The 25,063-nt window shown below is 69.1% G+C and carries 21 protein-coding genes; 18 read left to right on the top strand and 3 right to left on the bottom strand.

The annotated features are described in order from the left end of the window. Nucleotides 1-53 precede the first annotated feature (53 nt). The gene (locus ACWDZ7_RS02030; protein WP_451794025.1) at nucleotides 54-602 is read right to left on the bottom strand and encodes a GNAT family N-acetyltransferase; all 549 of its coding nucleotides are present in this window, start codon (nucleotides 600-602) and stop codon (nucleotides 54-56) included. A 97-nt stretch (nucleotides 603-699) separates the two neighbouring features. Between ACWDZ7_RS02030 and ACWDZ7_RS02025 the strand changes: the two genes are divergently transcribed. Further along, nucleotides 700-1,983: a geranylgeranyl reductase family protein gene (locus ACWDZ7_RS02025; protein WP_451794023.1), complete on the top strand. Its 1,284-nt coding sequence runs from the start codon at nucleotides 700-702 to the stop codon at nucleotides 1,981-1,983. A 56-nt stretch (nucleotides 1,984-2,039) separates the two neighbouring features. Then, the gene (locus tag ACWDZ7_RS02020; protein WP_451794021.1) at nucleotides 2,040-2,369 is read left to right on the top strand and encodes a putative quinol monooxygenase; all 330 of its coding nucleotides are present in this window, start codon (nucleotides 2,040-2,042) and stop codon (nucleotides 2,367-2,369) included. Nucleotides 2,370-2,491: 122 nt separating this feature from the next. Here the strand turns inward: ACWDZ7_RS02020 and ACWDZ7_RS02015 are convergent, their stop codons facing one another. Further along, nucleotides 2,492-3,337 carry a C40 family peptidase gene (locus ACWDZ7_RS02015; RefSeq protein ID WP_451794019.1) on the bottom strand — a complete coding sequence of 282 codons (846 nt, stop codon included), beginning with the start codon at nucleotides 3,335-3,337 and terminating at the stop codon, nucleotides 2,492-2,494. A 763-nt stretch (nucleotides 3,338-4,100) separates the two neighbouring features. On the opposite strand from ACWDZ7_RS02015, the gene ACWDZ7_RS02010 reads away from it, so the two are divergent. The 16 genes from ACWDZ7_RS02010 (at nucleotide 4,101) to ACWDZ7_RS01935 (ending at nucleotide 23,434) form a co-directional block, all read left to right on the top strand. Beyond that, nucleotides 4,101-4,460, top strand: coding sequence for an NADH-quinone oxidoreductase subunit A (locus ACWDZ7_RS02010; protein WP_003992243.1), 360 nt, complete (start codon nucleotides 4,101-4,103; stop codon nucleotides 4,458-4,460). Between the two features lie 21 nt (nucleotides 4,461-4,481). After that, nucleotides 4,482-5,036 carry a NuoB/complex I 20 kDa subunit family protein gene (locus tag ACWDZ7_RS02005; protein ID WP_127911059.1) on the top strand — a complete coding sequence of 185 codons (555 nt, stop codon included), beginning with the start codon at nucleotides 4,482-4,484 and terminating at the stop codon, nucleotides 5,034-5,036. Further along, nucleotides 5,033-5,752, top strand: coding sequence for an NADH-quinone oxidoreductase subunit C (locus tag ACWDZ7_RS02000; protein WP_451794017.1), 720 nt, complete (start codon nucleotides 5,033-5,035; stop codon nucleotides 5,750-5,752). Before ACWDZ7_RS02005 ends, ACWDZ7_RS02000 begins: the two co-directional genes overlap by 4 nt. Next, complete coding sequence (locus ACWDZ7_RS01995) at nucleotides 5,752-7,074, top strand: NADH-quinone oxidoreductase subunit D (RefSeq protein WP_451794015.1); 1,323 nt, start codon at nucleotides 5,752-5,754, stop codon at nucleotides 7,072-7,074. Before ACWDZ7_RS02000 ends, ACWDZ7_RS01995 begins: the two co-directional genes overlap by 1 nt. Further along, nucleotides 7,071-7,922 carry an NADH-quinone oxidoreductase subunit NuoE gene (gene nuoE / locus ACWDZ7_RS01990; RefSeq protein ID WP_451794013.1) on the top strand — a complete coding sequence of 284 codons (852 nt, stop codon included), beginning with the start codon at nucleotides 7,071-7,073 and terminating at the stop codon, nucleotides 7,920-7,922. The genes ACWDZ7_RS01995 and nuoE overlap by 4 nt, the downstream gene beginning before the upstream one ends. Then, nucleotides 7,922-9,283, top strand: a complete 1,362-nt coding sequence (nuoF, locus tag ACWDZ7_RS01985) for an NADH-quinone oxidoreductase subunit NuoF (protein ID WP_451794012.1) — start codon at nucleotides 7,922-7,924, stop codon at nucleotides 9,281-9,283. The genes nuoE and nuoF overlap by 1 nt, the downstream gene beginning before the upstream one ends. Continuing rightward, entirely contained in the window at nucleotides 9,280-11,790 is a 2,511-nt protein-coding gene (locus tag ACWDZ7_RS01980) for an NADH-quinone oxidoreductase subunit G (RefSeq protein WP_451794010.1), read from the top strand. The genes nuoF and ACWDZ7_RS01980 overlap by 4 nt, the downstream gene beginning before the upstream one ends. Before the next feature lie 38 nt (nucleotides 11,791-11,828). Further along, nucleotides 11,829-13,163 (top strand): NADH-quinone oxidoreductase subunit NuoH, encoded by a 1,335-nt coding sequence (gene nuoH, locus ACWDZ7_RS01975; protein WP_451515218.1) that lies wholly within the window; start codon nucleotides 11,829-11,831, stop codon nucleotides 13,161-13,163. Further along, entirely contained in the window at nucleotides 13,156-13,827 is a 672-nt protein-coding gene (gene nuoI, locus ACWDZ7_RS01970; RefSeq protein WP_451794008.1) for an NADH-quinone oxidoreductase subunit NuoI, read from the top strand. The genes nuoH and nuoI overlap by 8 nt, the downstream gene beginning before the upstream one ends. Then, nucleotides 13,824-14,660, top strand: a complete 837-nt coding sequence (locus ACWDZ7_RS01965; RefSeq protein WP_451794006.1) for an NADH-quinone oxidoreductase subunit J — start codon at nucleotides 13,824-13,826, stop codon at nucleotides 14,658-14,660. The genes nuoI and ACWDZ7_RS01965 overlap by 4 nt, the downstream gene beginning before the upstream one ends. Continuing rightward, on the top strand, nucleotides 14,657-14,956 hold the full coding sequence (nuoK, locus tag ACWDZ7_RS01960) for an NADH-quinone oxidoreductase subunit NuoK (protein ID WP_003974374.1): 300 nt from the start codon (nucleotides 14,657-14,659) through the stop codon (nucleotides 14,954-14,956). The genes ACWDZ7_RS01965 and nuoK overlap by 4 nt, the downstream gene beginning before the upstream one ends. 10 nt (nucleotides 14,957-14,966) lie before the next feature. After that, entirely contained in the window at nucleotides 14,967-16,913 is a 1,947-nt protein-coding gene (nuoL, locus tag ACWDZ7_RS01955) for an NADH-quinone oxidoreductase subunit L (RefSeq protein ID WP_451794004.1), read from the top strand. Between the two features lie 5 nt (nucleotides 16,914-16,918). Continuing rightward, nucleotides 16,919-18,532, top strand: coding sequence for an NADH-quinone oxidoreductase subunit M (locus tag ACWDZ7_RS01950; protein WP_451794002.1), 1,614 nt, complete (start codon nucleotides 16,919-16,921; stop codon nucleotides 18,530-18,532). Then, the gene (nuoN, locus tag ACWDZ7_RS01945) at nucleotides 18,529-20,178 is read left to right on the top strand and encodes an NADH-quinone oxidoreductase subunit NuoN (protein ID WP_451794001.1); all 1,650 of its coding nucleotides are present in this window, start codon (nucleotides 18,529-18,531) and stop codon (nucleotides 20,176-20,178) included. The genes ACWDZ7_RS01950 and nuoN overlap by 4 nt, the downstream gene beginning before the upstream one ends. Nucleotides 20,179-20,385: 207 nt before the next feature. Then, nucleotides 20,386-22,467, top strand: coding sequence for a DNA helicase RecQ (gene recQ / locus ACWDZ7_RS01940; RefSeq protein ID WP_451794164.1), 2,082 nt, complete (start codon nucleotides 20,386-20,388; stop codon nucleotides 22,465-22,467). Between the two features lie 439 nt (nucleotides 22,468-22,906). Beyond that, the gene (locus ACWDZ7_RS01935; protein WP_451794162.1) at nucleotides 22,907-23,434 is read left to right on the top strand and encodes a DUF1062 domain-containing protein; all 528 of its coding nucleotides are present in this window, start codon (nucleotides 22,907-22,909) and stop codon (nucleotides 23,432-23,434) included. Between the two features lie 111 nt (nucleotides 23,435-23,545). Here the strand turns inward: ACWDZ7_RS01935 and fahA are convergent, their stop codons facing one another. Further along, complete coding sequence (gene fahA / locus ACWDZ7_RS01930) at nucleotides 23,546-24,859, bottom strand: fumarylacetoacetase (RefSeq protein ID WP_451793999.1); 1,314 nt, start codon at nucleotides 24,857-24,859, stop codon at nucleotides 23,546-23,548. Nucleotides 24,860-25,063: the final 204 nt, after the last annotated feature.

Below are 25,063 nucleotides of genomic sequence, written 5' to 3'. Positions count from 1 at the left end.
CGGCCGGCGGCCCCCGGGCGCACCGCTGCCCTGGACCCGCTGCCCCGGCCCCGCTACAGAGCGAGCCGGAAGCAGTAGGCCACGCGCCGCGAGCCGTCGGCGCCCGGCGGCTGCGGCCTCGTGAACGTCTCGCCCAGCTCCATGCCGATCCGGCGGGTCACCGCGACGGAGCGTTCGTTGCCGGCGGCGACCATCGCCACCACGCTCGGCACGCCCGCCGCGCGCAACCGCTCGACGGTGGCGCGGGCGGCCGCGGTCGCGTACCCCTTGCCCCAGGCAGCGCGGGTCAGCCGCCAGCCGATCTCGATCTCGCCGGTCGGGCCCCAGGGGTGGGGCCAGGGCTGGCCGCCCGTGAAGCCGATCGGCTCACCGGACTCGTCCAGCAACGTCCACAGGCAGTAGCCCCGTTCGGCGTCGTGTCTGCGCTGCCGGGCGGTCAGCTCCTCGTACATGGACAGCTCCGCCGACGCACCGCCGTGGAACTCCATGACCTCGGGGTCGTCGAAGAGCCGGTGCCAGGCGAAGGCGTCCTCGTGGGTGGGGACGCGCAACCGTACGGCGGGAAGCTGTACGGCGGGCAAGGTCTCGGTCTGCTCGGTCACGTGTGGCCCTTCGGCTGGCTGATCGGTACCGCCTCATAGACTGCCCGTATCCCGTGCCGGTCGGCACACAGATTTCGAGCCTTGGGGAGAACCCGCCGTGACCGAGCCCCGCTCCGAACACACAGCGGACGTCATCGTCGTCGGAGCCGGACCCGCCGGCTCGACGACGGCGTACTACCTGGCGAAGGCCGGGCTCGACGTCCTCCTCCTTGAGAAGACCGCGTTCCCACGGGAGAAGGTCTGCGGTGACGGGCTGACCCCGCGCGCCACCAAGCAGCTCGTCTCCATGGGAATCGACATCTCCGAAGAGGCCGGCTGGCTGCGGAACAAGGGTCTCCGCATCATCGGTGGCGGTGTACGGCTCCAGCTGGACTGGCCGGATCTCGCCTCCTACCCCGACTACGGCCTCGTACGGAAGCGCGACGACTTCGACGAGCAGCTCGCCCGCCAGGCACAGAAGGCGGGCGCGCGGCTGCACGAGCGCTGCAACGTCGGCGAACCGCTCATCGACGACCGCACCGGCCGCATCACCGGCGTGCACGCCAAGCTCGGCGAGGAGAAGACCCCGGTCACCTTCCACGCCCCGCTGGTCGTCGCGGCCGACGGCAACTCCTCGCGGATCTCGCTGGCGATGGGCCTGCACCGCCGCGAGGACCGCCCGATGGGCGTCGCCGTGCGGACGTACTTCACCTCGCCGCGCCACGACGACGACTACCTGGAGTCCTGGCTGGAGCTGTGGGACCGCCGCGGGGCCGAGGACCGGCTCCTGCCCGGCTACGGCTGGATCTTCGGCATGGGCGACGGCACGTCCAACGTCGGCCTCGGCATCCTCAACTCCTCCAAGGCCTTCCGCGAGCTCGACTGGCGCGAGGTGCTCAAGGCCTGGTGCGCGTCGATGCCGGAGGACTGGGGGTACACCCCGGACAACATGACGATGCCGATCCGCGGCGCCGCCCTGCCGATGGCCTTCAACCGCCAGCCGCACTACACCAAGGGGCTGCTCCTGGTGGGTGACGCGGGCGGCCTGGTCAACCCGTTCAACGGCGAGGGCATCGCGTACGCCATGGAGTCCGGCCAGATCGCCGCCGACGTCATCGTGCAGGCACACGCGCGTGCCACCCCCGCCCAGCGCGAACTGGCGCTGCGGAACTACCCGCAGACCCTCAAGGAGACCTACGGCGGCTACTACACGCTGGGCCGCGCCTTCGTGAAGCTCATCGGCAACCCGAAGGTCATGAAGATCGCCGCGCAGCGGGGTCTGACCCACCCCGTCCTGATGAAGTTCACGCTGAAGATGCTGGCGAACCTGACCGACCCGACGGGCGGCGACGCCATGGACCGCATCATCAACGGGCTGAGCAAGGTGGCACCGAAGGCGTAGTCGGCGCGCCGACGGCCCGTGCGCGCGGCGAGAGCAGTTCGGTGCAAAATGGACGCATGATATTTATTGCCGTCAAGTTCACCGTCCGCCCCGAGCACAGCGACAGCTGGATCGAGCGGACCGCCGCATTCACCACCGCCACGCGCGCGGAGCCGGGCAACGTCTTCTTCGAGTGGTCCAGGTCGGTCGAGGACCCGAACCAGTTCGTGCTCCTGGAGGCCTTCGCCGACGGGGACGCCGGTGCCGCGCACGTCGGCTCGGACCACTTCAAGGCCGCCATGGAGACGATGGCGGAGGCGATCGCCACGGTTCCGGAGATCGTGAACACGGAGATTCCGGGCACCGGTTGGTCGCGCATGGCGGAACTCAGCCCAAAGAACGCGTGAGAAGGCTCGAAAGAGCGCCCGGGAAGACCCGGAGAACGCCTGAGAAGGCGCCTCAGGGCATGCCAAGGGCCGGGAACCCCCCGTGGGGGCTCCCGGCCCTTGGTCGTGTCTCTACGAGGCCGTCACAGGACGCGCACAGCGCCCGAGGCCGGGTAACCCGACAGGTCCTGGATGACAACGCCCTTGCTGGGGTTGGCGGCGTCCAGGTACTGGCCGTTACCGATGTACACACCGACGTGGTACGCGGAACCGGCGCCGCCCCAGTAAAGGATGTCGCCCACCTGGATGTTGGAGAGCGAGACCGGCGTGCCGGAGACCGACTGGTCCTGCGAGACGCGCGGGAGGTCCACGCCCGCCTGCTTGAACGCGGCCTGCACCAGGCTGGAGCAGTCCCAGGCGTTGGGGCCCGAGGCGCCCATCACGTACGCGTCACCGAGCTGCGCCTTGAGGAAGCTGATGACCGTGCCGACGCTTCCGCTGGCCGGGGCGGTCGTGTTCGAGGCGGTGGAAGCGGAATCGGAACCGGAACCGGAAGAGGAGCCCGACGTCGACTGGGTGGAGAGCGACGTCCGCTCGGTGGCGCGGGAGGCGCGCTCCTCCTCGGCCTTCTTCTCCGCGGCGGCCTCGGCCTTGCGCTTGGCCTCGGCCTTCTTCTCGGCCAGCGCCTGGTCCGCCCTGGCCTGCTTGGCGGCCTTGGCGGCGGCCGCGTCCTGCTCGGCACGCGACTCGTACGTGTCGGCGGCCTGCTGGGTGACATCCGCCGACTGCGCGATCTGAGCGGACAGATCGGTGGTGAGCGTGGGCATCTCGATGGTCTCGGTCACCGGCTCGGCCGCGTTCGCCGTACCGGCCGCCGCGGCCACTGCCAGGGTGCTGAGGACGCCACCGGCAACTCCGGCGCGCAGGGCGATCTTGGAGGCGCTGCGACGGGGCTTCCGGTGGCTGGGTATGTGAGCGGTGTGGGACATGAGAACAACCGGTACCAGGGACTCGCGGTTCCCATCAAGAAACGTGTGCTGCGCCACAGTTGCGGCTCGCGAGCCCGAATCCCGGGCGTGTCGCTTCTTATTGACGCCGTAACGGGCAATGCGGACACTCGTGATCACGCCTGTGATCATGGGTTTTCAGTGATACGCCCGAATTGCCTGCGGTCTACCACCGGTTGAGGCAGATGGCCAAGCCCGGTTGATTGGGCACGGGAGTCACTGTGGCGCAGGTCACAGTGTAACGAGGTCAGGGGTCTCCCTGAGATCTGGCTGAGACCTCCCTGAGATGTCCCGTACTTTTCGCCTGCCCTCCGGGTGGATTCCGAACCAACGCTCGTGAATCGGCGCACGCGTCCACATCTGTCCCCACCTCTGCCGCCAAGGTGTGAACGCGGCGCCTTTATCAAGTGATCCGGTCCAGCGCCAATTTGCCTGCTTCCGATATCTCTTGATAGAGCGACAGGCCTTCGACCTGGGGTGACACGGTGGGATGTCACCTCTAGTGATCACTCAGGCGCTTCGCGTACGAAGATCACCGCTCATCCGACTTCATGATCCTTCGTCAGGTGGTGGAGATCACAAAGCCGTTGTCGCACCCCGTGTCGCAGATCACAGACCGCCGGGCATAAGATGCGGGGCAGTTGGGCTTGTGACCTGCTTCACATGTAAGCGATCTTCAGTGCGAGCCGGGGCTCGGCCCGACGTAACCGCCAACAGTCAGTGCCGACTGAGAGGAGCGAGGAGCGTGAACGCCTATGCGCCCATCCTCGTGCTGGGAGCCCTCGGGGCAGGCTTTGCGATCTTCTCCGTGGTCATGGCCACGCTTATCGGTCCAAAGCGGTACAACCGCGCGAAGCTAGAGGCCTATGAGTGCGGTATCGAGCCGACGCCGACGCCGGCCGGTGGTGGGCGCTTCCCCATCAAGTACTACCTGACGGCGATGCTCTTCATCGTCTTCGACATCGAGATCGTCTTCCTCTACCCCTGGGCCGTCACCTTCGACGCGCTGGGGATTTTCGGGCTCGTGGAGATGCTGCTCTTCGTGCTCACCGTCTTCGTCGCGTACGCGTACGTATGGCGGCGCGGCGGCCTGGAATGGGACTAAAGGTCTGAGGGGCCAAAGAGCATGGGACTCGAAGAGAAACTGCCGAGCGGATTTCTGCTGACCACCGTCGAACAAGCCGCGGGCTGGGTGCGCAAGTCATCCGTCTTCCCCGCCACGTTCGGCCTCGCGTGCTGCGCCATCGAGATGATGACGACGGGCGCGGGGCGGTACGACCTGGCGCGCTTCGGCATGGAGGTCTTCCGCGGCTCGCCGCGCCAGGCCGATCTGATGATCGTGGCCGGCCGGGTGAGCCAGAAGATGGCGCCGGTGCTGCGGCAGGTATATGACCAGATGCCCAACCCCAAGTGGGTGATCTCGATGGGAGTTTGCGCCTCATCGGGTGGGATGTTCAACAATTACGCGATTGTGCAGGGTGTGGACCATGTCGTCCCTGTTGACATCTATTTGCCTGGTTGTCCGCCGCGGCCCGAGATGCTGATGGACGCGATCCTCAAGCTTCACCAGAAGATCCAGGGCGGCAAGCTCGGCGTGAACGCGGAAGAAGCGGCCCGCGAGGCGGAGGAGGCGGCCCTCAAGGCGCTCCCCACCATCGAGATGAAGGGGCTGCTGCGGTGAGCGACGAGCACCTGAACGGGGCCGCGAACGGCGTCCCCGCCCCACGCGACGAGACCGGCGAGGTCATCCGCGTACGCAAGGGCATGTTCGGCGCCGACGACAGCGGGGACACCTCCGGCTACGGCGGCCTCGTACGGACCATCGCCCTGCCCGGCGCGTCCGCGCGCCCCTACGGCGGCTGGTTCGACGAGGTCGCCGACGAACTGGAGGGCGCCCTGGAGGAACAGGGCCTGCTCCCGGAGAACGCGATCGAGAAGACGGTCGTCGACCGCGGCGAGCTGACCTTCCACATCGCGCGCGAGCACCTCCTGCGCGTCGCCCAGACGCTGCGCGACGACCCGGCCCTGCGCTTCGAGCTCTGCACGGGCGTCTCGGGGGTGCACTTCCTGGAGGACAAGGGCCGCGAGCTGCACGCCGTCTACCACCTGCGCTCGATCACCCACAACCGGCTGATCCGCCTCGAAGTCAGCGCCCCCGACGCCGATCCGCACGTCCCCTCGCTGGTCTCCGTCTACCCGACGAACGACTGGCACGAGCGCGAGACGTACGACTTCTTCGGGCTGGTCTTCGACGGCCACCCGGCCCTGACGCGGATCATGATGCCGGACGACTGGCAGGGCTTCCCGCAGCGCAAGGACTACCCCCTCGGCGGCATCCCCGTCGAGTACAAGGGCGCCCAGATCCCGGCTCCGGACCAGCGGAGGTCGTACAGCTGATGAGCACTTCCCACGCTTCTGCCCGGGAGACCACCGAAGGGACCGTATACACGGTCACCGGCGGCGACTGGGACGAGGTCGTCCAGTCCGCCGCGAGGGCCGACGACGAGCGCATCATCGTCAACATGGGGCCCCAGCACCCCTCCACGCACGGCGTCCTCCGCCTCATCCTGGAGATCGAGGGCGAGACCGTCTCCGAGGCCCGCTGCGGCATCGGCTATCTGCACACGGGCATCGAGAAGAACCTCGAGTACCGCACGTGGACGCAGGGCACGACGTTCGTCACGCGCATGGACTACCTGACGTCGTTCTTCAACGAGACGGCGTACTGCCTCGGGGTCGAGAAGCTCCTCGGCATCGAGGACCGGATCCCGGACCGCGCCACAATCATCCGCGTGCTCCTCATGGAGCTCAACCGCCTCTCCTCCCACCTGGTGTGCATCGCCACCGGCGGCATGGAACTCGGCGCGACGACAATCATGATCTACGGCTTCCGGGATCGTGAACTGATTCTCGACATCTACGAGCTGATCACCGGCCTGCGGATGAACCACGCGTACATCCGGCCCGGCGGACTCGCCCAGGACCTGCCGCCGGGCGCGGTGGACCAGATCCGCGAGTTCGTGAAGAAGATGGACAAGAACCTTCCCGAGTACGACAAGCTCGCCACCGGCAACCCCATCTTCAAGGCCCGTATGCAGGACGTCGGCTACCTCGACCTCGCCGGGTGCATGGCCCTCGGCGCCACCGGCCCCGTCCTGCGCTCGGCGGGCCTGCCCCACGACCTGCGCAAGTCCCAGCCCTACTGCGGCTACGAGAACTACGACTTCGACATCCCGACCGCGGACACCTGCGACTCCTACGGCCGCTTCCTGATCCGCCTCGAAGAGATGCGGCAGTCGCTGCGCATCGTCGAGCAGTGCCTGGACCGGCTCGCGCCCGGACCCGTCATGGTCGAGGACAAGAAGATCGCCTGGCCCGCCCAACTGGCGCTCGGCCCCGACGGCCTCGGCAACTCCCTCGACCACATCAAGAAGATCATGGGCACCTCCATGGAGGCCCTGATCCACCACTTCAAGCTGGTGACCGAGGGCTTCCGGGTCCCCGCGGGACAGGCGTACACAGCGGTCGAGTCGCCCAAGGGCGAGCTGGGCGTGCATGTCGTCTCCGACGGCGGCACCCGCCCCTACCGGGTCCACTTCCGCGACCCGTCCTTCACCAACCTGCAGGCCATGGCGGCGATGTGCGAGGGCGGCCAGGTCGCCGACGTCATCGTCGCCGTCGCGTCCATCGACCCCGTGATGGGAGGCGTCGACCGGTGACCACCACTCCTTCCGAGAAGGCCGCGGGCGTCAGCCTGGGCATGCCCCAACTTCCCGCCCCCGCCTACCCGGCCGACGTCCGGGCCCGGCTGGAGGCGGACGCCAAGGAGATCATCGCCCGCTACCCGGACTCGCGGTCCGCGCTCCTTCCCCTGCTGCACCTGGTGCAGTCGGAGGAGGGGCACGTCACGCGCACGGGCATGCGGTTCTGCGCCGATGTGCTCGGCCTGACCACGGCCGAGGTCACGGCCGTCGCGACCTTCTACACCATGTACCGGCGCAAGCCCTCCGGTGACTACCAGGTCGGCGTCTGCACCAACACGCTCTGCGCGGTCATGGGCGGTGACGCGATCTTCGACGAGCTCAAGCAGCACCTCGGCGTCGGCAACGACGAGACGACCGAGGACGGCAAGATCACGCTCGAACACATCGAGTGCAACGCCGCCTGCGACTTCGCCCCCGTGGTGATGGTCAACTGGGAGTTCTTCGACAACCAGACCCCCGAGTCCGCCAAGCGGCTCGTGGACGACCTGCGCGCGGGCGCCCCCGTGGAGCCCACCCGGGGCGCGCCGCTCTGCACCTACAAGGAGACCGCCCGGATCCTGGCGGGCTTCCCCGACGAGCGGCCCGGCGCCGTCGAGGCGAGTGGTGGCGCGGGCCCCGCCTCACTGATCGGACTGCGCCTGGCCAAGGGCGAGGCGCCGCAACGGCGCGTCGTCCACCCGCGCGCGGGAGGCCCCCAGGACGAGGCGCCCGCCGAGCACCTCAGCTCGCACGACGCACCGCAGCAGACCTCGGCATCCGACCCGGCCCACCCGGCCGGACCGACGGCCGAGGAGGGGGAGTGATGACCTTGGCAGCCGAGATCAACAACGAGACCAGCCCCGAGAAGCTGCTCTCACCGGTCCTTTCGGCCTTCTGGGACGAGGAGAAGCCCTGGACGCTGGAGACCTACCGGCGGCACGAGGGCTACGAGGGCCTGCGCAAGGCGCTCGCCATGGACCCGGACGACCTCATCGCGTACGTGAAGGACTCGGGCCTGCGGGGCCGGGGCGGCGCGGGGTTCCCCACCGGGATGAAGTGGCAGTTCATCCCGCAGGGAGACGGCAAGCCGCACTATCTAGTTGTCAACGCCGACGAGTCGGAGCCGGGGACCTGCAAGGACATCCCGCTCCTCTTCGCGAACCCGCATTCCCTCATCGAGGGGATCGTGATCGCGTGCTACGCGATCCGTTCGTCGCATGCCTTCATCTATCTGCGGGGCGAGGTCGTCCCCGTGCTGCGCAGGCTGCACGAAGCCGTCCGCGAGGCCTATGCGGCGGGCTACCTCGGCAAGAACGTCCTGGGCAGCGGACTCGATCTGGAACTCACCGTGCACGCGGGCGCGGGCGCGTACATCTGCGGTGAGGAGACCGCGCTGCTCGACTCGCTCGAAGGCCGTCGAGGCCAACCGCGACTGCGTCCCCCTTTCCCGGCTGTCGCGGGCCTTTACGCATGCCCCACTGTCGTGAACAACGTCGAGTCCATCGCGTCGGTTCCCGCGATCCTCAACCGCGGAAAAGACTGGTTCAAGTCCATGGGGAGCGAGAAGTCCCCGGGCTTCACGCTCTACTCGCTGAGCGGCCACGTCACCAGCCCCGGCCAGTACGAGGCCCCGCTCGGCATCACGCTGCGCCAGCTGCTCGACATGAGCGGCGGCATGCGGGCGGGGCACCGGCTCAAGTTCTGGACGCCCGGCGGCTCTTCGACGCCGATGTTCACCGACGAGCACCTCGACGTCCCCCTCGACTACGAGGGCGTGGGCGCCGCCGGTTCGATGCTCGGCACGAAGGCGCTGCAGTGCTTCGACGAGACGACCTGCGTCGTGCGGGCGGTGACCCGCTGGACGGAGTTCTACGCCCATGAGTCCTGCGGAAAGTGCACGCCCTGCCGCGAAGGAACGTACTGGCTGGTGCAGTTGCTCCGCGACATCGAGGCCGGCAAGGGCGTCCTGGCCGACCTCGACAAGCTGAACGACATCGCCGACAACATCAACGGCAAGTCCTTCTGCGCACTCGGCGACGGCGCCGCCTCGCCGATCTTCTCCTCACTCAAGTACTTCCGTGAGGAGTACGAGCAGCACATCACCGGCAAGGGCTGCCCCTTCGACCCGGCCAAGTCGACTCTCTGGAGCGACCGGGCCGACCAGCACACGGAGGTGAACGCATGACAGTGACCACGAACAGCGCTCCCTCCGGGGGCGGTGAGGCGGCCGTTCCGCCCGAGGACCTCGTCTCACTGACGATCGACGGCATCCAGATCAGCGTCCCGAAGGGGACGCTCGTGATCCGCGCCGCCGAGTTGCTCGGCATCGAGATCCCCCGGTTCTGCGACCACCCGCTGCTCGACCCGGCGGGCGCCTGCCGCCAGTGCATCGTGGAGGTGGAGGGACAGCGCAAACCGATGGCGTCCTGCACCATCACCTGCACCGACGGCATGGTCGTGAAGTCGCAGCTGACCTCGCCGGTCGCCGAGAAGTCGCAGCGCGGCGTGATGGAACTGCTGCTCATCAACCACCCGCTGGACTGCCCGGTCTGCGACAAGGGCGGCGAGTGCCCCCTGCAGAACCAGGCGATGCAGGTCGGCGACACCGACTCCCGCTTCGACGGCAAGAAGCGAACGTACGAGAAGCCGGTGCCGATCTCCACGCAGGTGCTGCTCGACCGTGAGCGGTGCGTGCTGTGCGCGCGCTGCACCCGGTTCTCCAATCAGATCGCCGGCGACCCGATGATCGAACTCATCGAGCGCGGCGCCCTCCAGCAGGTCGGCACCGGCGAGGGCGACCCCTTCGAGTCGTACTTCTCCGGGAACACCATCCAGATCTGCCCGGTCGGCGCGCTCACCTCGGCGGCGTACCGCTTCCGCTCGCGCCCGTTCGACCTGGTGTCGTCGCCGTCGGTGTGCGAGCACTGCTCGGGCGGCTGCGCGACCCGCACGGACCACCGGCGCGGCAAGGTCATGCGGCGCCTGGCGGCGGAGGACCCCGAGGTCAACGAAGAGTGGATGTGCGACAAGGGACGCTTCGGCTTCCGCTACGCGCAGCGGCCCGACCGGCTCACGAACCCCCTGGTGCGCAACGCCTCGGGTGAGCTGGAGCCCGCCAGCTGGCCCGAGGCCCTGGCGGTCGCGGCCCGTGGACTGGCCGCCGCGCGCGGCCGGGCGGGTGTGCTGACCGGCGGTCGGCTCACCGTGGAGGACGCCTACGCGTACAGCAAGTACGCGCGCGTGGCGCTCGACACGAACGACATCGACTTCCGCGCGCGCGTGCACAGCAGCGAGGAGGCCGACTTCCTCGCCGCACGGGTGGCCGGACGGGGAGTCGACCTCGACGGGAGCGGCGTCACGTACGCGGCCCTGGAGAAGGCACCCACCGTCCTGCTCGCCGGCCTGGAGTCCGAGGAGGAGGCGCCCGGCGTCTTCCTCCGGCTGCGCAAGGCCTGGCGCAAGCACGGCCAGCGCACCTTCTCCCTCGCCACACACGCCACCCGCGGCCTGGAGAAGGCGGGCGGCACGCTGCTGCCCGCGGCTCCCGGCACCGAGACGGAGTGGCTGGACGCGCTCGCCGCCGGGGTCGGCCTGGCGGACGACGGGGCAGAGGCGGCCCAGGCGCTGCGTGCTCCAGGCGCGGTCATCGTCGTCGGCGAGCGGCTCGCGGCCGTGCCCGGCGGGCTCACCGCGGCCGTACGGGCCGCCTCCGCGACCGGCGCCCAACTGGTGTGGATCCCGCGCAGGGCGGGGGAGCGGGCCGCCGTCGAGGTGGGCGCGCTGCCGTCGCTGCTGCCCGGCGGGCGTCCGGCCACCGACCCGCGCGCGCGGGAGGAGACCGCGGTCGCCTGGGGCGTCGCCGAACTCCCGCACCGCTACGGCCGTGACACGGGGCAGATCGTCGAGGCCGCCGCGACCGGCGAACTCGGCGCGCTGCTCGTCGCGGGCGTCGAGGTCGCCGACCTGCCCGACCCGGCACGCGCGCGTGAGGCGCTCGACGCGGTCGGCTTCCTGGTCTCGCTGGAGCTGCGCCCCAGCGAGGTGACGGAGCGGGCGGACGTCGTCCTGCCGGTGGCCGCGGTCGCGGAGAAGCCGGGCACGTTCCTCAACTGGGAGGGCAGGGCGCGGATGTTCGATGCCGCGCTGAAGCCGGACCAGATGACGCGCAGGCTGGCGCCCACCGACGCGCGCGTGCTGCACATGCTGGCCGACGCCGGTGACGTCCACCTCGGCCTGCCGGACCTGGCGACGCTCCGCCGTGAGCTGGACCGGCTCGGAGCCTGGGACGGGCCGCACGCCACCGAGCCCCTGGAGACAGGCGGCCAACCGCCGAGGCCCGCCTCCGGAGAGGCCGTGCTCGCCGGTCACCGGCTGCTGCTCGACCAGGGCCGCCTCCAGGACGGCGACGAGGCGCTGGCCGGTACGCGGCACGCGGCCCACGCGCGCGTGTCGGCGGCCACGGCGGCGGAGGCGGGCGTGAAGGACGGCGACCTCCTCGCCGTCACCGGCCCGGCCGGGACGACCGCGCTGCCGCTCCAGGTCACGGAGATGCCCGACCGCGTGGTCTGGCTGCCGCTGAACTCGGCCGGGGGAGGCGTCACTTCCGACACCGGCGCGCACCCCGGCGACCTCGTCCGTATCGGCCCGGCGGTCCTGCCGGAGTCCACTGAGGCCCCGGAGGTGACGTCGTGACGCCCACCGTGGTGCCGCTTGCGGCGGAAGACCTGTCCATGTTCGGCCGTGACCCCTGGTGGCTGATCGCCCTCAAGGCGGTCTTCTGCTTCGCGTTCCTGATGGTGACGGTCCTCTTCTCCATCGTGTGGGAGCGCAAGGTCGTCGCGTGGATGCAGCTGCGCATCGGCCCCAACCGGCACGGCCCCTGGGGCATGCTGCAGTCCCTCGCCGACGGCATCAAGCTGATGCTCAAGGAAGACGTCATCGTCAAGCGCGCGGACAAGGTGGTCTACGTCCTCGCCCCGATCATCGCGGCGATCCCGGCCTTCATGGCGATCGCCGTGATCCCCTTCGGGCCCGCGGGCAACGAAGTCTCGATCTTCGGCCAGCGCACCACGATGCAGCTCACCGACCTGCCGATCGCGATGCTCTACATCCTCGCGGTGGCCTCCGTCGGCATCTACGGCATCGTGCTCGCGGGTTGGAGTTCTGGATCCACCTATCCGCTCCTCGGCGGCCTGCGCTCCTGCGCGCAGATGATCTCGTACGAGATCGCGATGGGCGCGGCGTTCGCCTCCGTCTTCCTCTACTCCGGGTCGATGTCGACCTCGGCGATCGTGGAGGCGCAGGCGGACCGCTGGTACGTGCTGCTGCTGCCCGTGTCGTTCCTCATCTACATCGTGACGATGATCGGTGAGACCAACCGCGCGCCGTTCGACATGCCGGAGTCCGAGGGCGACCTCGTCGGTGGCTTCAACACCGAGTACTCCTCCATCAAGTTCGCGCTGTTCATGCTCGCCGAGTACGTCAACATGGTCACCGTCTCGGCGGTCTCGGTCACGCTCTTCCTGGGGGGCTGGCGGGCCCCGTATCCGGTCAGCACCTTCTGGGAGGGCGCGAACCACGGCTGGTGGCCGATGCTCTGGTTCGTGCTCAAGGTCCAGCTGCTGCTGTTCTTCTTCATCTGGCTGCGCGGCACGCTGCCACGCGTGCGCTACGACCAGCTGATGAAGCTCGGCTGGAAGGTCCTCATCCCGGTCTCGGTCGTCTGGCTGATGCTCGTCGCCACCGTCAGGGCGATGCGGAACGAGGACTACGACTTCTCCTCGATCGTGCTCTATGTCGCCGGCGGGGTCATCGCGCTGCTGTTGCTCTCCGTGGTGATCGACATCTTCCGCGACAAGCGGGAGAAGGCGGCAGCAGTCGAGGAGAAGCCGGTCGCCTTCGACCCGATGGCGGGCGGTTTCCCCGTGCCGCCGCTGCCCGGGCAGAGCCTGCCGCCCGTCCCGCGCCGACGCTCACGCCAGGAGCGGGAGCTGATTGTCAGTGGTGGGCCGGATACTCAAAGTGACGGAACCCGAAGTGACGGAAAGGAGGCGTCCGATGGCTGAGTCGAACCAGGAATCACCGGAATCACCTGACGAGTCCAACCAATCGAAGCAGGGGTTCCAGAACCCTGTCGCGGGCTTCGGCGTGACCTTCAAGGCCATGTTCAAGAAGCGGCTGACCGAGCAGTATCCGGAGGAGCAGAAGACCACCGCTCCCCGCTTCCACGGCAGGCACCAGCTGAACCGCCATCCGGACGGCCTGGAGAAGTGCATCGGCTGTGAGCTCTGCGCCTGGGCCTGCCCCGCGGACGCCATCTATGTGGAGGGCGCGGACAACACGGAAGAGGAGCGGTACTCCCCGGGCGAGCGGTACGGCCGCGTCTACCAGATCAACTACGCCCGCTGCATCCTGTGCGGCCTGTGCATCGAGGCGTGCCCCACGCGCGCGTTGACGATGACGAACGAGTTCGAGCTGGCCGACAGCAGCCGCGAGAGCCTCATCTACACCAAGGAGCAGCTGCTCGCCGGGCTCGAAGAGGGCATGGTCGAAAGCCCGCACTCGATCTTCCCCGGCATGGACGAGCAGGACTACTACCGAGGCCTGGTGACCGAGGCCGCTCCAGGGACGGTTCCCCAAGTCGCCCTCTCCAAGGGGGAGACGCCGCAGGAAGCGGCCTCCGACTTCGGGGACGGCGAGCCGGCGTCCGAGAAGGTGGTCGGCCGATGACGCAGCTCGCCGCGTACTCCACCTCCACCGGTGAGGCCTTCCAGTTCTGGATCCTCGGCACGGTCGCCGTGATCGGCGCCCTGTGCACGATCCTCATGAAGAAGGCCGTGCACAGCGCGCTCTGCCTCGCCGGGACCATGATCATCCTGGCGGTCTTCTACCTCGCCAACGGCGCGTACTTCCTGGGCATCGTCCAGATCGTCGTCTACACCGGCGCGATCATGATGCTCTTCCTCTTCGTGGTCATGCTCGTCGGCGTCACCGCCGCCGACTCCCTGACGGAGACCATCAAGGGGCAGCGCTGGCTGGCCCTCCTGTGCGGCCTCGGCTTCGCGGTGCTGCTCTTCGCGGGCATCGGGAACGCCTCGGTGCAGGAGTTCAACGGCCTCGGCAAGGCGAACGCCGGCGGCAATGTGGAGGGCCTCGCCCAGCTCATCTTCACGAAGTACGTCTTCGCCTTCGAGATCACCGGCGCCCTGCTCATCACCGCCACGGTCGGCGCGATGGTGCTCACCCACCGCGAGCGCACGGAGCGCGCCAAGACCCAGCGCGAGCGGTCCGAGGAGCGCGTGCGCGGCAAGCACCTGCCGCCGCTGCCCGCCCCGGGTGTGTACGCCCGGCACAACGCCGTCGACATCGCCGGCCTGCTCCCCGACGGCACCCCGTCGGAGCTCACGGTCAACAAGACGCTGCGTGAGCGCGGCCAGATCCGCGATGTGTCGGACGAGGCCCTGAGCGACCTGCGGGCGCTGGAGCAGCGCTCCGCCGACCGCCTGGAGCGGCCGGATCTGCGCAGGACCGACATCGGGCGGACCGAGGAGGCGTCGAAGTGAACCCGGTCAATTACCTCTATCTCGCCGCCCTGTTGTTCACGATCGGCGCGACCGGCGTGCTCATCAGGCGGAACGCGATCGTGGTGTTCATGTGCATCGAGCTGATGCTCAACGCCTGCAACCTCGCGTTCGTGGCCTTCTCCCGGATGCACGGCAATCTCGACGGCCAGATCATCGCCTTCTTCACGATGGTCGTCGCCGCCGCGGAGGTCGTGGTCGGGCTCGCGATCATCGTGTCGCTCTTCCGTTCCCGCCACTCGGCCTCGGTCGACGACGCCAGCCTGATGAAGCTGTAAGGGGCTGAAAGTGGAGAACCTTATCGCGCTGCTCGTCGCGGCGCCTCTGCTCGGAGCGGCCGTACTGCTGTGCGGCGGGCGGGCGTTGGACCGCGCGGGCCACTGGCTCGGCACGCTGCTCGCGGCCGCCTCCTTCGTCGTCGCCGTGGTGCTCTTCACCGACATGCTGGGCAAGGGCGCCGAGGAGCGCACCCTGTCACAGCACCTGTTCAGCTGGATCCCCGTCGAGGGCTTCCAGGCGGACGTCGCCTTCCAGCTGGACCAGCTGTCGATGACGTTCGTGCTGCTGATCTCCGGTGTCGGCACCCTGATCCACATCTACTCCATCGGGTACATGGAGCACGACGAGCGGCGCCGCCGCTTCTTCGGCTACCTGAACCTCTTTCTCGCGGCGATGCTCCTCCTGGTGCTCGCCGACAACTACCTGCTCCTGTACGTCGGCTGGGAAGGCGTCGGTCTCGCCTCGTACCTCCTGATCGGCTTCTGGCAGCACAAGCCCAGCGCGGCGACCGCCGCCAAGAAGGCCTTCCTGGTCAACCGGGTCGGCGACATGGGCCTGTCGATCGCGATCATGCTGATGTTCACCACCTTCGGGACGTTCGCCTTCGGGCCCGTCCTGGAGGCGACGGGTGACACCGGCGAGGGCAAGCTCACCGCCATCGGCCTGATGCTGCTGCTCGCCGCGTGCGGCAAGTCCGCGCAGGTGCCGCTGCAGTCCTGGCTGGGCGACGCGATGGAGGGCCCGACCCCGGTCTCCGCTCTCATCCACGCCGCCACGATGGTGACCGCCGGCGTCTACTTGATCGTCCGCTCCGGAGCGATCTTCAACGGCGCGCCGGACGCCCAGCTCGTCGTCACGATCGTCGGAGCGGTCACGCTCCTGTTCGGTGCGATCGTCGGTTGCGCGAAGGACGACATCAAGAAGGCCCTGGCCGGTTCGACGATGTCCCAGATCGGCTACATGATCCTGGCCGCCGGCCTCGGCCCCATCGGCTACGTCTTCGCGATCATGCACCTGGTGACGCACGGCTTCTTCAAGGCCGGGCTCTTCCTCGGCGCCGGTTCGGTCATGCACGGCATGAACGACGAGGTGGACATGAGGAAGTACGGCGGCCTCCGGAAGTACATGCCGGTCACCTTCGTCACCTTCGGACTCGGCTACCTCGCGATCATCGGCTTCCCCGGTCTGTCCGGCTTCTTCTCCAAGGACAAGATCATCGAGGCGGCGTTCGCCAAGGGCGGTACGGAGGGCTGGATCCTCGGCTCAGTGGCGCTCCTGGGCGCGGCCATCACCGCGTACTACATGACGCGCGTCATGATCCTGACGTTCTTCGGAGAGGAGCGCTGGCGCCACCGCGCGACGGCGTCCCCGGACCAGCCGAGCGTCGAGCCCGCCGCCGAGACGCGGGGGGCGCACGAGGAACCGCACCCTCACGAGTCCCCGAAGTCCATGACGATCCCGATGATCGTGCTCGCCTTCGGGTCGGTCTTCGCGGGCGGCTTCTTCAGCATCGGCGACCGCTTCACGCACTGGCTGGAGCCGGTCACCCACCACGACCACGGCGACTCGCCGCTGAGCGCCGCCACGGTCACGGGCGCCACCATGGTGGTCCTCGCCATCGGCGTCGCCCTGGCCTACGTCCAGTACGGGCGCCGACCCGTCCCGGTCACCGCCCCGCGCGGCTCGCTGCTCACCCGGGCCGCCCGCCGCGACCTCCTCCAGGACGACTTCAACCACGTCGTCCTGGTGCGCGGCGGCGAGCACCTCACGCGGTCCCTGGTCTACGTCGACCACAGCCTGGTCGACGGGGTCGTCAACGGCACGGCGGCCTCGATGGGCGGCCTCTCCGGGCGGCTGCGCAAACTGCAGAACGGCTACGCCCGCTCCTACGCGGTCTCGATGTTCGGCGGCGCTGCGGTACTCATCGCCGCGACCTTGCTGATGAGGGCGGTCTGATACCGATGTCCTTTCCTCTGCTGACAGCGACGGCGGCCCTGCCCGCGGTCGGCGCGATCGTCACGGCGGCCGTCCCGGCCGCCCGGCGCTCCGCCGCCAAGTGGCTCGCGCTGCTCGTCTCGCTCGCCACGCTCGCGCTCGCTGTGACCGTGCTCGTGCGGTTCGACCCGGACGGCGACCGTTATCAACTGACCGAGTCCCGCTCCTGGATCGCCGAGTTCGGGGTGCGGTACGAACTGGGCGTCGACGGCATCGGCGTCGCGCTCATCGGACTCACCGCCCTGCTGATCCCGTTCATCATCCTGGCGGGCTGGCACGACGCCGACCCTTCCCCGAGCTCTCAACTTCGTTCGAGCAGGGGAGGCCCCGATGAAACGAAGGCCCCTTATAAATGGCGGCCGACCCAGGGCTTCTTCGCCCTGATCCTGGCCGTCGAGGCGATGGTGATCATCTCCTTCGAGGCCACCGACGTCTTCCTCTTCTACATCTTCTTCGAAGCCATGCTCATCCCGATGTACTTCCTCATCGGCGGCTTCGGAGACCGCGCCCACGCGGGCAGCGACGAGAACGCCTCGGCGCAGCGCTCGTACGCGGCCGTGAAGTTCCTGCTCTACAACCTCGCCGGCGGCCTCATCATGCTGGCCGCGGTGATCGGGCTCTACGTAGTCGCCGGTAACTTCTCGCTCCAGGAGATCGCCGAAGCACGGGCCAACGGCACGCTCGACATGGCGACCAACACCGAGCGGTGGCTCTTCCTCGGCTTCTTCTTCGCCTTCGCGGTGAAGGCGCCGCTGTGGCCGCTGCACACCTGGCTGCCGAACGCGATGGGGGAGTCCACGGCCCCGGTCGCCGTACTGATCACGGCGGTGGTGGACAAGGTCGGCACGTTCGCGATGCTGCGGTTCTGCCTCGGGCTCTTCCCCGAGGCGAGCAAGTGGGCGACGCCGGTCATCCTCGTACTCGCGCTGATCAGCATCATCTACGGCGCGCTGCTCGCGGTCGGCCAGCGCGACATCAAGCGCCTGGTGGCATACGCGTCGATCTCGCACTTCGGGTTCATCGTCCTCGGCATCTTCGCGATGACCTCGCAGGGCCAGTCGGGCGCGACGCTCTACATGGTCAACCACGGCATCTCGACCGCCGCGCTGATGCTGGTGGCCGGCTTCCTGATCTCGCGGCGCGGCTCGCGCCTGATCGCCGACTACGGAGGGGTGCAGAAAGTCGCCCCGGTGCTCGCGGGCACCTTCCTGATCGGCGGTCTGGCCACGCTCTCGCTGCCGGGGCTCGCACCCTTCGTCAGTGAATTCCTCGTCCTGGTCGGCGCGTTCGCGCGGTATCCGGTGGTCGGGATCATCGCGACCTTCGGCATCGTGCTCGCCGCGCTCTACACCCTCGTCCTCTACCAGCGGACGATGACGGGCCCCGTGAAGCCGGAGGTCTCGGCCATGCCGGACCTGCGGGTGCGTGAACTGGTCGTCGTCGCCCCGCTGATCGCGCTCCTGATCGGCCTCGGCGTCTACCCGAAGCCGCTCACGGATCTGGTGAACCCGGCGGTCGAGCACACTATGTCCGACGTACAGCAGAAGGACCCCGAGCCCGAGGTGGAGGCGGCCAAGTGAGCGCATCAGCCGTCCACAGCCTGTGGACAATGGCGGCCGATCCGATCGACAAGATCGACGCGCCCAAGATCGAGTATGGGCAGCTCTCGCCGACGTTGATCGTCATCGGCGCGGCCGTCCTCGGAGTGCTCATCGAAGCCTTCGTCCCGCGCAAGTCCCGTTACCACGTCCAGCTTTTCGTCTCCGTCGTCGCCCTCGCCGCCGCCTTCGCAGCGGTGGTCGGGCTCGCGGCCCGCGGCTTCGGCACGACGAAGGCACAGATCGCGGCCATGGGCGCGATCGCGGTCGACGGGCCCGCGCTCTTCCTCCAGGGCACGATCCTGCTCGCCGGGCTCGTGGCCATCTTCACCTTCGCCGAGCGGCGGCTCGACCCGCTGGCGCACGGCAACCGCGTCGACTCGTTCGTCGCGCAGGCCGGGGCCGTGCCGGGCAGTGAGGGGGAACAGGCCGCCACAAAGGCGGGATTCACCACCACCGAGGTGTTCCCGCTGGCGCTCTTCGCCATCGGCGGCATGCTCGTCTTCCCCGCGGCCAACGACCTCCTGACGCTCTTCATCGCGCTGGAGGTCTTCTCCCTGCCGCTGTACCTGCTGTGCGCGCTCGCCCGCCGCAAGCGCCTCATGTCGCAGGAAGCCGCCGTCAAGTACTTCCTGCTCGGCGCCTTCGCCTCCGCGTTCACGCTCTTCGGCATCGCCCTCCTGTACGGGTACGCGGGCTCCGTGTCGTACGCGACGATCGCGAACGTCGTCGAGGGCAACGTCAAGACCGTGGACCCGGCGCTCGCCGACACCATGGGCAATGACGCGCTGCTCCTGATCGGCGTCGCGATGATCGTGATGGGGCTGCTCTTCAAGGTGGGCGCGGTGCCGTTCCACATGTGGACGCCCGATGTGTACCAAGGCGCTCCGACGCCGGTGACCGGCTTCATGGCGGCGGCGACGAAGGTGGCCGCGTTCGGCGCGCTGCTGCGGCTGCTCTACGTGGTCCTGCCGGGCCTGCGCTGGGACTGGCGGCCGGTCATGTGGGGCGTCGCGATCATCACGATGCTGGTCGGCGCGATCGTCGCGATCACCCAGACCGACATCAAGCGGCTCCTCGCGTACTCGTCCATCGCACACGCGGGCTTCATCCTCGCCGGTGTCATCGCCACCACCCCGGACGGCGTCTCCTCGGTCCTCTTCTATCTGGCGGCCTACTCCTTCGTGACGATCGGCGCCTTCGCCGTGGTCACGCTGGTGCGGGACGCGGGGGGCGAGGCCACGCACCTGTCCAAGTGGGCGGGGCTCGGACGCAGGTCTCCGCTGGTCGCGGCGGTCTTCGCGGTGTTCCTGCTTGCCTTCGCGGGCATTCCGCTGACCTCCGGCTTCACCGGCAAGTTCGCGGTGTTCAAGGCGGCTGCGGAGGGCGGCGCGGGCGCGCTGGTCGTGGTCGGTGTGCTGTCGTCGGCGATCGCCGCGTTCTTCTACATCCGTGTGATCGTGCTGATGTTCTTCAGCGAGCCGAAGGCGGACGGCCCGACGGTCGCCGTGCCCTCGCCGCTGACGATGACGGCGATCGGCGTCGGTGTCGCGGTGACGCTGGTCCTCGGTGTGGCCCCGCAGTACTTCCTGGATCTGGCGGGCCAGGCGGGGGTCTTCGTCCGGTAGCCGCCTCTTTTTTACGCACATGTGTCGCCGCCCGGCATCCCGATCTGGGGATGCCGGGCGGCGGCCTGTGGATAACTTCTCGGGCTGTCGGTGCGGGGCCCTATCGTTGAGGCAGTGGTCGAGGCAGTGGACGAGGCAGGACGTACGGCGGGGGACAGGGCGATGGATGGGACCAATGGCATGAGCGAGGTGACGGCGTCGGCAGCGATGCCGGACGCGGCGACCGGTACGGCGACTGGCGCGGCGACCGGTGCGGTGGCCAGTGCGGTGACGGAGAGCGACGCGCTGCGCACGCTCCACCGCGTCTTCGGGTACGACGCCTTCCGCGGCGAGCAGGAAGCGGTCATCGACCATGTCGTGGCCGGCGGTGACGCCGTCGTCCTCATGCCCACCGGCGGCGGAAAGTCCCTCTGCTATCAGATCCCGGCCCTGGTCAGACCGGGCACGGGCGTGGTGGTCTCGCCGCTCATCGCGCTCATGCAGGACCAGGTGGACGCGCTGCGGGCAGCGGGCGTGCGCGCCGGGTTCATCAACTCCACGCAGGACTTCGACGAGCGGCGCGTGATGGAGGCCGAGTTCCTCTCGGGCGAGCTCGACGTGCTCTACCTCGCTCCGGAGCGGCTGCGCCTGGACGCCACGCTGGACCTCCTCTCGCGGGGCAAGATCTCCGTCTTCGCCATCGACGAGGCGCACTGCGTCGCGCAGTGGGGGCATGACTTCCGGCCCGACTACCTTGCGCTCTCCGTGCTCGGGCAGCGCTGGCCCGACGTTCCGAGGATCGCTCTGACGGCGACGGCCACGCACGCCACACACCGGGAGATCACCGAGCGGCTCGGCATGCCGGACGCGAAGCACTTCGTGGCGAGCTTCGACCGGCCCAACATCCAGTACCGCGTCGTGCCCAAGGCCGAGCCGAAGAAGCAGCTCCTGTCCTTCCTGAAGGAGGAGCACGCGGGCGACGCCGGCATCGTCTACTGCCTCTCGCGGAACTCGGTCGAGAAGACCGCCGAGTTCCTCTGTCGGAACGGCGTCGAGGCGGTCCCGTACCACGCGGGGCTCGACGGAGGCACGCGCGCGGCGAACCAGTCCCGCTTCCTGCGGGAGGAGGGCCTCGTCGTCTGCGCCACCATCGCCTTCGGCATGGGCATCGACAAGCCGGACGTCCGTTTCGTCGCCCACCTCGACCTGCCCAAGTCCGTCGAGGGGTACTACCAGGAGACGGGCCGCGCGGGCCGCGACGGCCTGCCCTCGACGGCCTGGATGGCGTACGGCCTTCAGGACGTCGTCCAGCAGCGCAAGATGATCCAGGGCGGCGAGGGCGACGAGGCGTTCCGGCGCCGGGCCGCGTCCCATCTGGACTCGATGCTGGCGCTCTGCGAGACCGCGCAGTGCCGCCGCGCCCAGCTCCTCACCTACTTCGGCCAGGAAGCGACGGCGCAGTCGTGCGGCAACTGCGACACGTGCCTCACGCCGCCCGAGACCTGGGACGGCACGGTCGCGGCGCAGAAGGTGCTCTCCACGGTGGTGCGCCTCCAGCGTGAGCGCGGCCAGAAGTTCGGCGCGGGCCAGATCATCGACATCCTGCTCGGCAAGAAGACCGCGAAGGTCATCCAGTTCGACCACGACCAGCTCTCCGTCTTCGGCATCGGCGAGGAGCTGGCGGAGGCCGAATGGCGGGGCGTGGTCCGGCAGTTGCTGGCGCAGGGCCTGATCGCGGTCGAGGGGGAGTACGGCACGCTGGTGCTCACCGAGACCAGCGGTTCCGTCCTGGGCCGGGAGCGCGAGGTGCGGCTGCGCAAGGAGCCGAAGCGGGCTCCGGCGGCGCGGGCCGCCAAGGGGGAGCGCAAGGCGAAGGCGGCGGCAGCGGTCGCCGAGCTGCCTCAGGAGGCGGTGCCGGTCTTCGAGGCGCTGCGCGCCTGGCGCGGCGCCCAGGCCAAGGAACAGGGCGTCCCCGCGTACGTCATCTTCCACGACGCCACGCTGCGCGAGATCGCCACGCTGCGGCCCACGTCCGTGGCGGACCTCGCGGGCATCAGCGGGGTGGGCGAGAAGAAGCGGGCGACGTACGGCGAGGGGGTCGTCGGGGTCATCGCGGAGTTCATGGGCGGCGGGCCTGGCGGCGAGCTTGGCGGGGCGCCCGGCGGGACCCGGCCCGCAGGCGTGGCTTCCGGCGGGCCGTCGGCGGGGCCAGTGGGACCGGCGGGCTCGGCGGGGGCATCTGAGCCGCGGCTCAGCGATGACGTGGAGCCGGACTGGGGGGACGAGGAGGAGCCGGACTGGGCTTCATAGACAAGGCGTGCGGCTCCCGCCGCAACTTGCCGTAACTGCGGCCCCCACGCAGCCACCACATCAAGTACACCGCCACATCAAGTACACCGATACACCGATACACCGGTACACCGGTACACCACAGCCCCGACCCCGAAGGCCCCGACCCCGAAGGCCCCGACCCCGAAGGGCCCGACCCCGAAGGGCCCGACCCCGAAGGGCCCGACCCCGAAGGGCCGGCGGGCCAGGTGAGGTGCTCGAAAACCGGTGGAGCGGCGCCGCTGTGCGCCACTACCGTGCTGCCGAACCAAGTCGTCCAGGCAAGGACGTGCCGTTGTACACCCTGTGAGACCTCCCGAGTGCTGAATCGTCGCGCGTCGCGCCCTGTGCGCCGCGCTCCTTTTTGCTGCGGACTTCTCACTGGAACCGGTGTACTTCTGTGCTCAATAACTGGGTGGTCATGCCCACCTGCCTGCCGCTCGTTCTCCGCCGTTGCCACACATGCGCGGCCGAGCGCTTCCGGGCGAACGGCAAATTTCGCGTCAACGCGAACCACAAGCTCATCGACGCCTGGCTCCTCGCGCTCTGCACCGCTTGCGGGGACACCGCGAAGCTCACGGTCTTTGAGCGGATGAATGTGCGCTCCGTACGGCCTGAGCTGCTGGACCGGATGCATGGCAACGACCCCGGCCTGGCAGCTGAGCTGCTCCAGGACCCGGTCGTGCGGCGCCGTAATCGCGTCGCCCTCGACTGGGACAACGCCTGGCGCCTGGACACCGGCGGATCGGATCACCTGGACCGTGAGGCGATCGACGTCTCGGTCCGTTTCGCGGCGCGGATCCCCGTCCGGCCGGTGCGGCTGATCGCTGAAGGCTGCGGTCTTTCTCGGGCCGAGGTCGAGAGATTGATCACGGAGGGCAGAATCGTTTCGGCAGTCCGGCTGAGCGGCAAGCTCTCCGGCGACTTCACCTTCACGCTCAAGCGCTGAACTCTCCTGGGACCAGGGCCCCGGAATCACGGGCTTCGGGGCCTGTCCGGCAGGATGCGCCGGACAGGCCCTCGGGCCGGGGGGGGGACGGGTACAGCGACCGGGCGGGTCTCAGCGTGCCGCCACGATCCGCCCCGTCACCTCGCCGAGGCCCACCTTGGTGCCGTCCGGCCCCGGGGCCCACGCCGAGAGCGTGACCTCGTCGCCGTCCTCCAGGAACGTCCGCTTGCCGTCGGGGAGTTCGATGGGGTCGCGGCCGTTCCAGGTGATCTCGATCAGGGAGCCGTGCTGGCCGGCCGAGGGACCGCTGACCGTGCCCGAGCCGTACAGGTCACCGGTGCGCAGGGAGGCGCCGTTGACCGTCATGTGCGCCAGTTGCTGAGCGGCCGTCCAGTACACGGTGGAGAACGGCGGCTCGGAGATGACCTGGCCGTTGAGCGTGACCGTCATGCGCAGGTCGTAGCCGCCCGGCTCGTCCGCCGCCGACTCGGCGGAGTCGTCCAGGTAGGGCAGGAGCTGATGTGTGCGCTCCGGGGGCGCGACCCGGGCCGCGTCCAGCGCTTCGAGGGGGGTGATCCACGCCGACACCGACGTGGCGAAGGACTTGCCGAGGAACGGTCCGAGGGGGACGTACTCCCAGGCCTGGATGTCGCGCGCCGACCAGTCGTTGAGGAGGGTGAGCCCGAAGACGTGCTCGCGGAAGTCCGCGAGCGGCACGGGAGTCCCCCGCGTCGAGGGCGCGCCGACGACGAAGCCGACCTCCGCCTCGATGTCGAGGCGGACCGAGGGGCCGAAGACGGGGGCCGTGTCGGTGGGCGCCTTGCGCTGGCCAGTGGGGCGCACCACGTCCGTCTCGGAGACCACGACGGTGCCGGACCGGCCGTGGTAACCGATGGGGAGATGCTTCCAGTTGGGGGTCAGCGGCGTCGGCGAGTCCGGGCGGAACATCTTGCCCAGGTTCGTCGCGTGGTTCTCCGACGCGTAGAAGTCGACGTAGTCGGCGACCTCGAACGGCAGGTGCAGGGTCACGTCGGAGAGGGGGTGGAGCAGGGGGCGTACGGAGTCCCGGTAGGACGGGACGGTCAGCCACGCGGTGAGGGCGCGCCGCACGTCGGACCAGGCGGTGCGGCCCGCGGAGAGCAGCGGGTTCAGCGTGGGCCGCGCGAGGAGCGAGACGTAGGGGGAGCCGAGCGCGGCGGCCGCGGCGCCCGCGTCCAGGACGTACGAGCCGAGCCGTACTCCGACCCTGCGCTGGTCGTCCCGCTCGCCGGCCAGGGAGAACACGCCGTAGGGGAGGTTGTGCGGTCCGAAGGGATCGCCCTCGGGCAGGCCGAAGGGATCGCCCTCGGAGAGACCGGAGGAGTCGCTCTCGGGAAGGCCGGGGGAGTCACCGGCGGCCGGGTCGAGCGGGGTCTGCTCGGACATGCGTACCTGCCTCGCTTTCCATGGGGGTGTGCCACAGGGGTGTGCCACACGTTACGTGCGGAGTCCCCTGTTGCGGCAGTGTCCAAAGAGTGAGTAATGCCCGAATAGGCCTTGCTGGAGTGGTCAATTCCGGCTTGGCGTCCTTTGGGGGACGCGGGCGGAGTGGTCCGGGTCGGTCGGCGGCATACGTGGGGAGCCTTGATG

The organism is Streptomyces sp. NPDC003032 (genome assembly GCF_053591415.1).
This window is presented reverse-complemented; position numbering and strand designations above follow the sequence as displayed.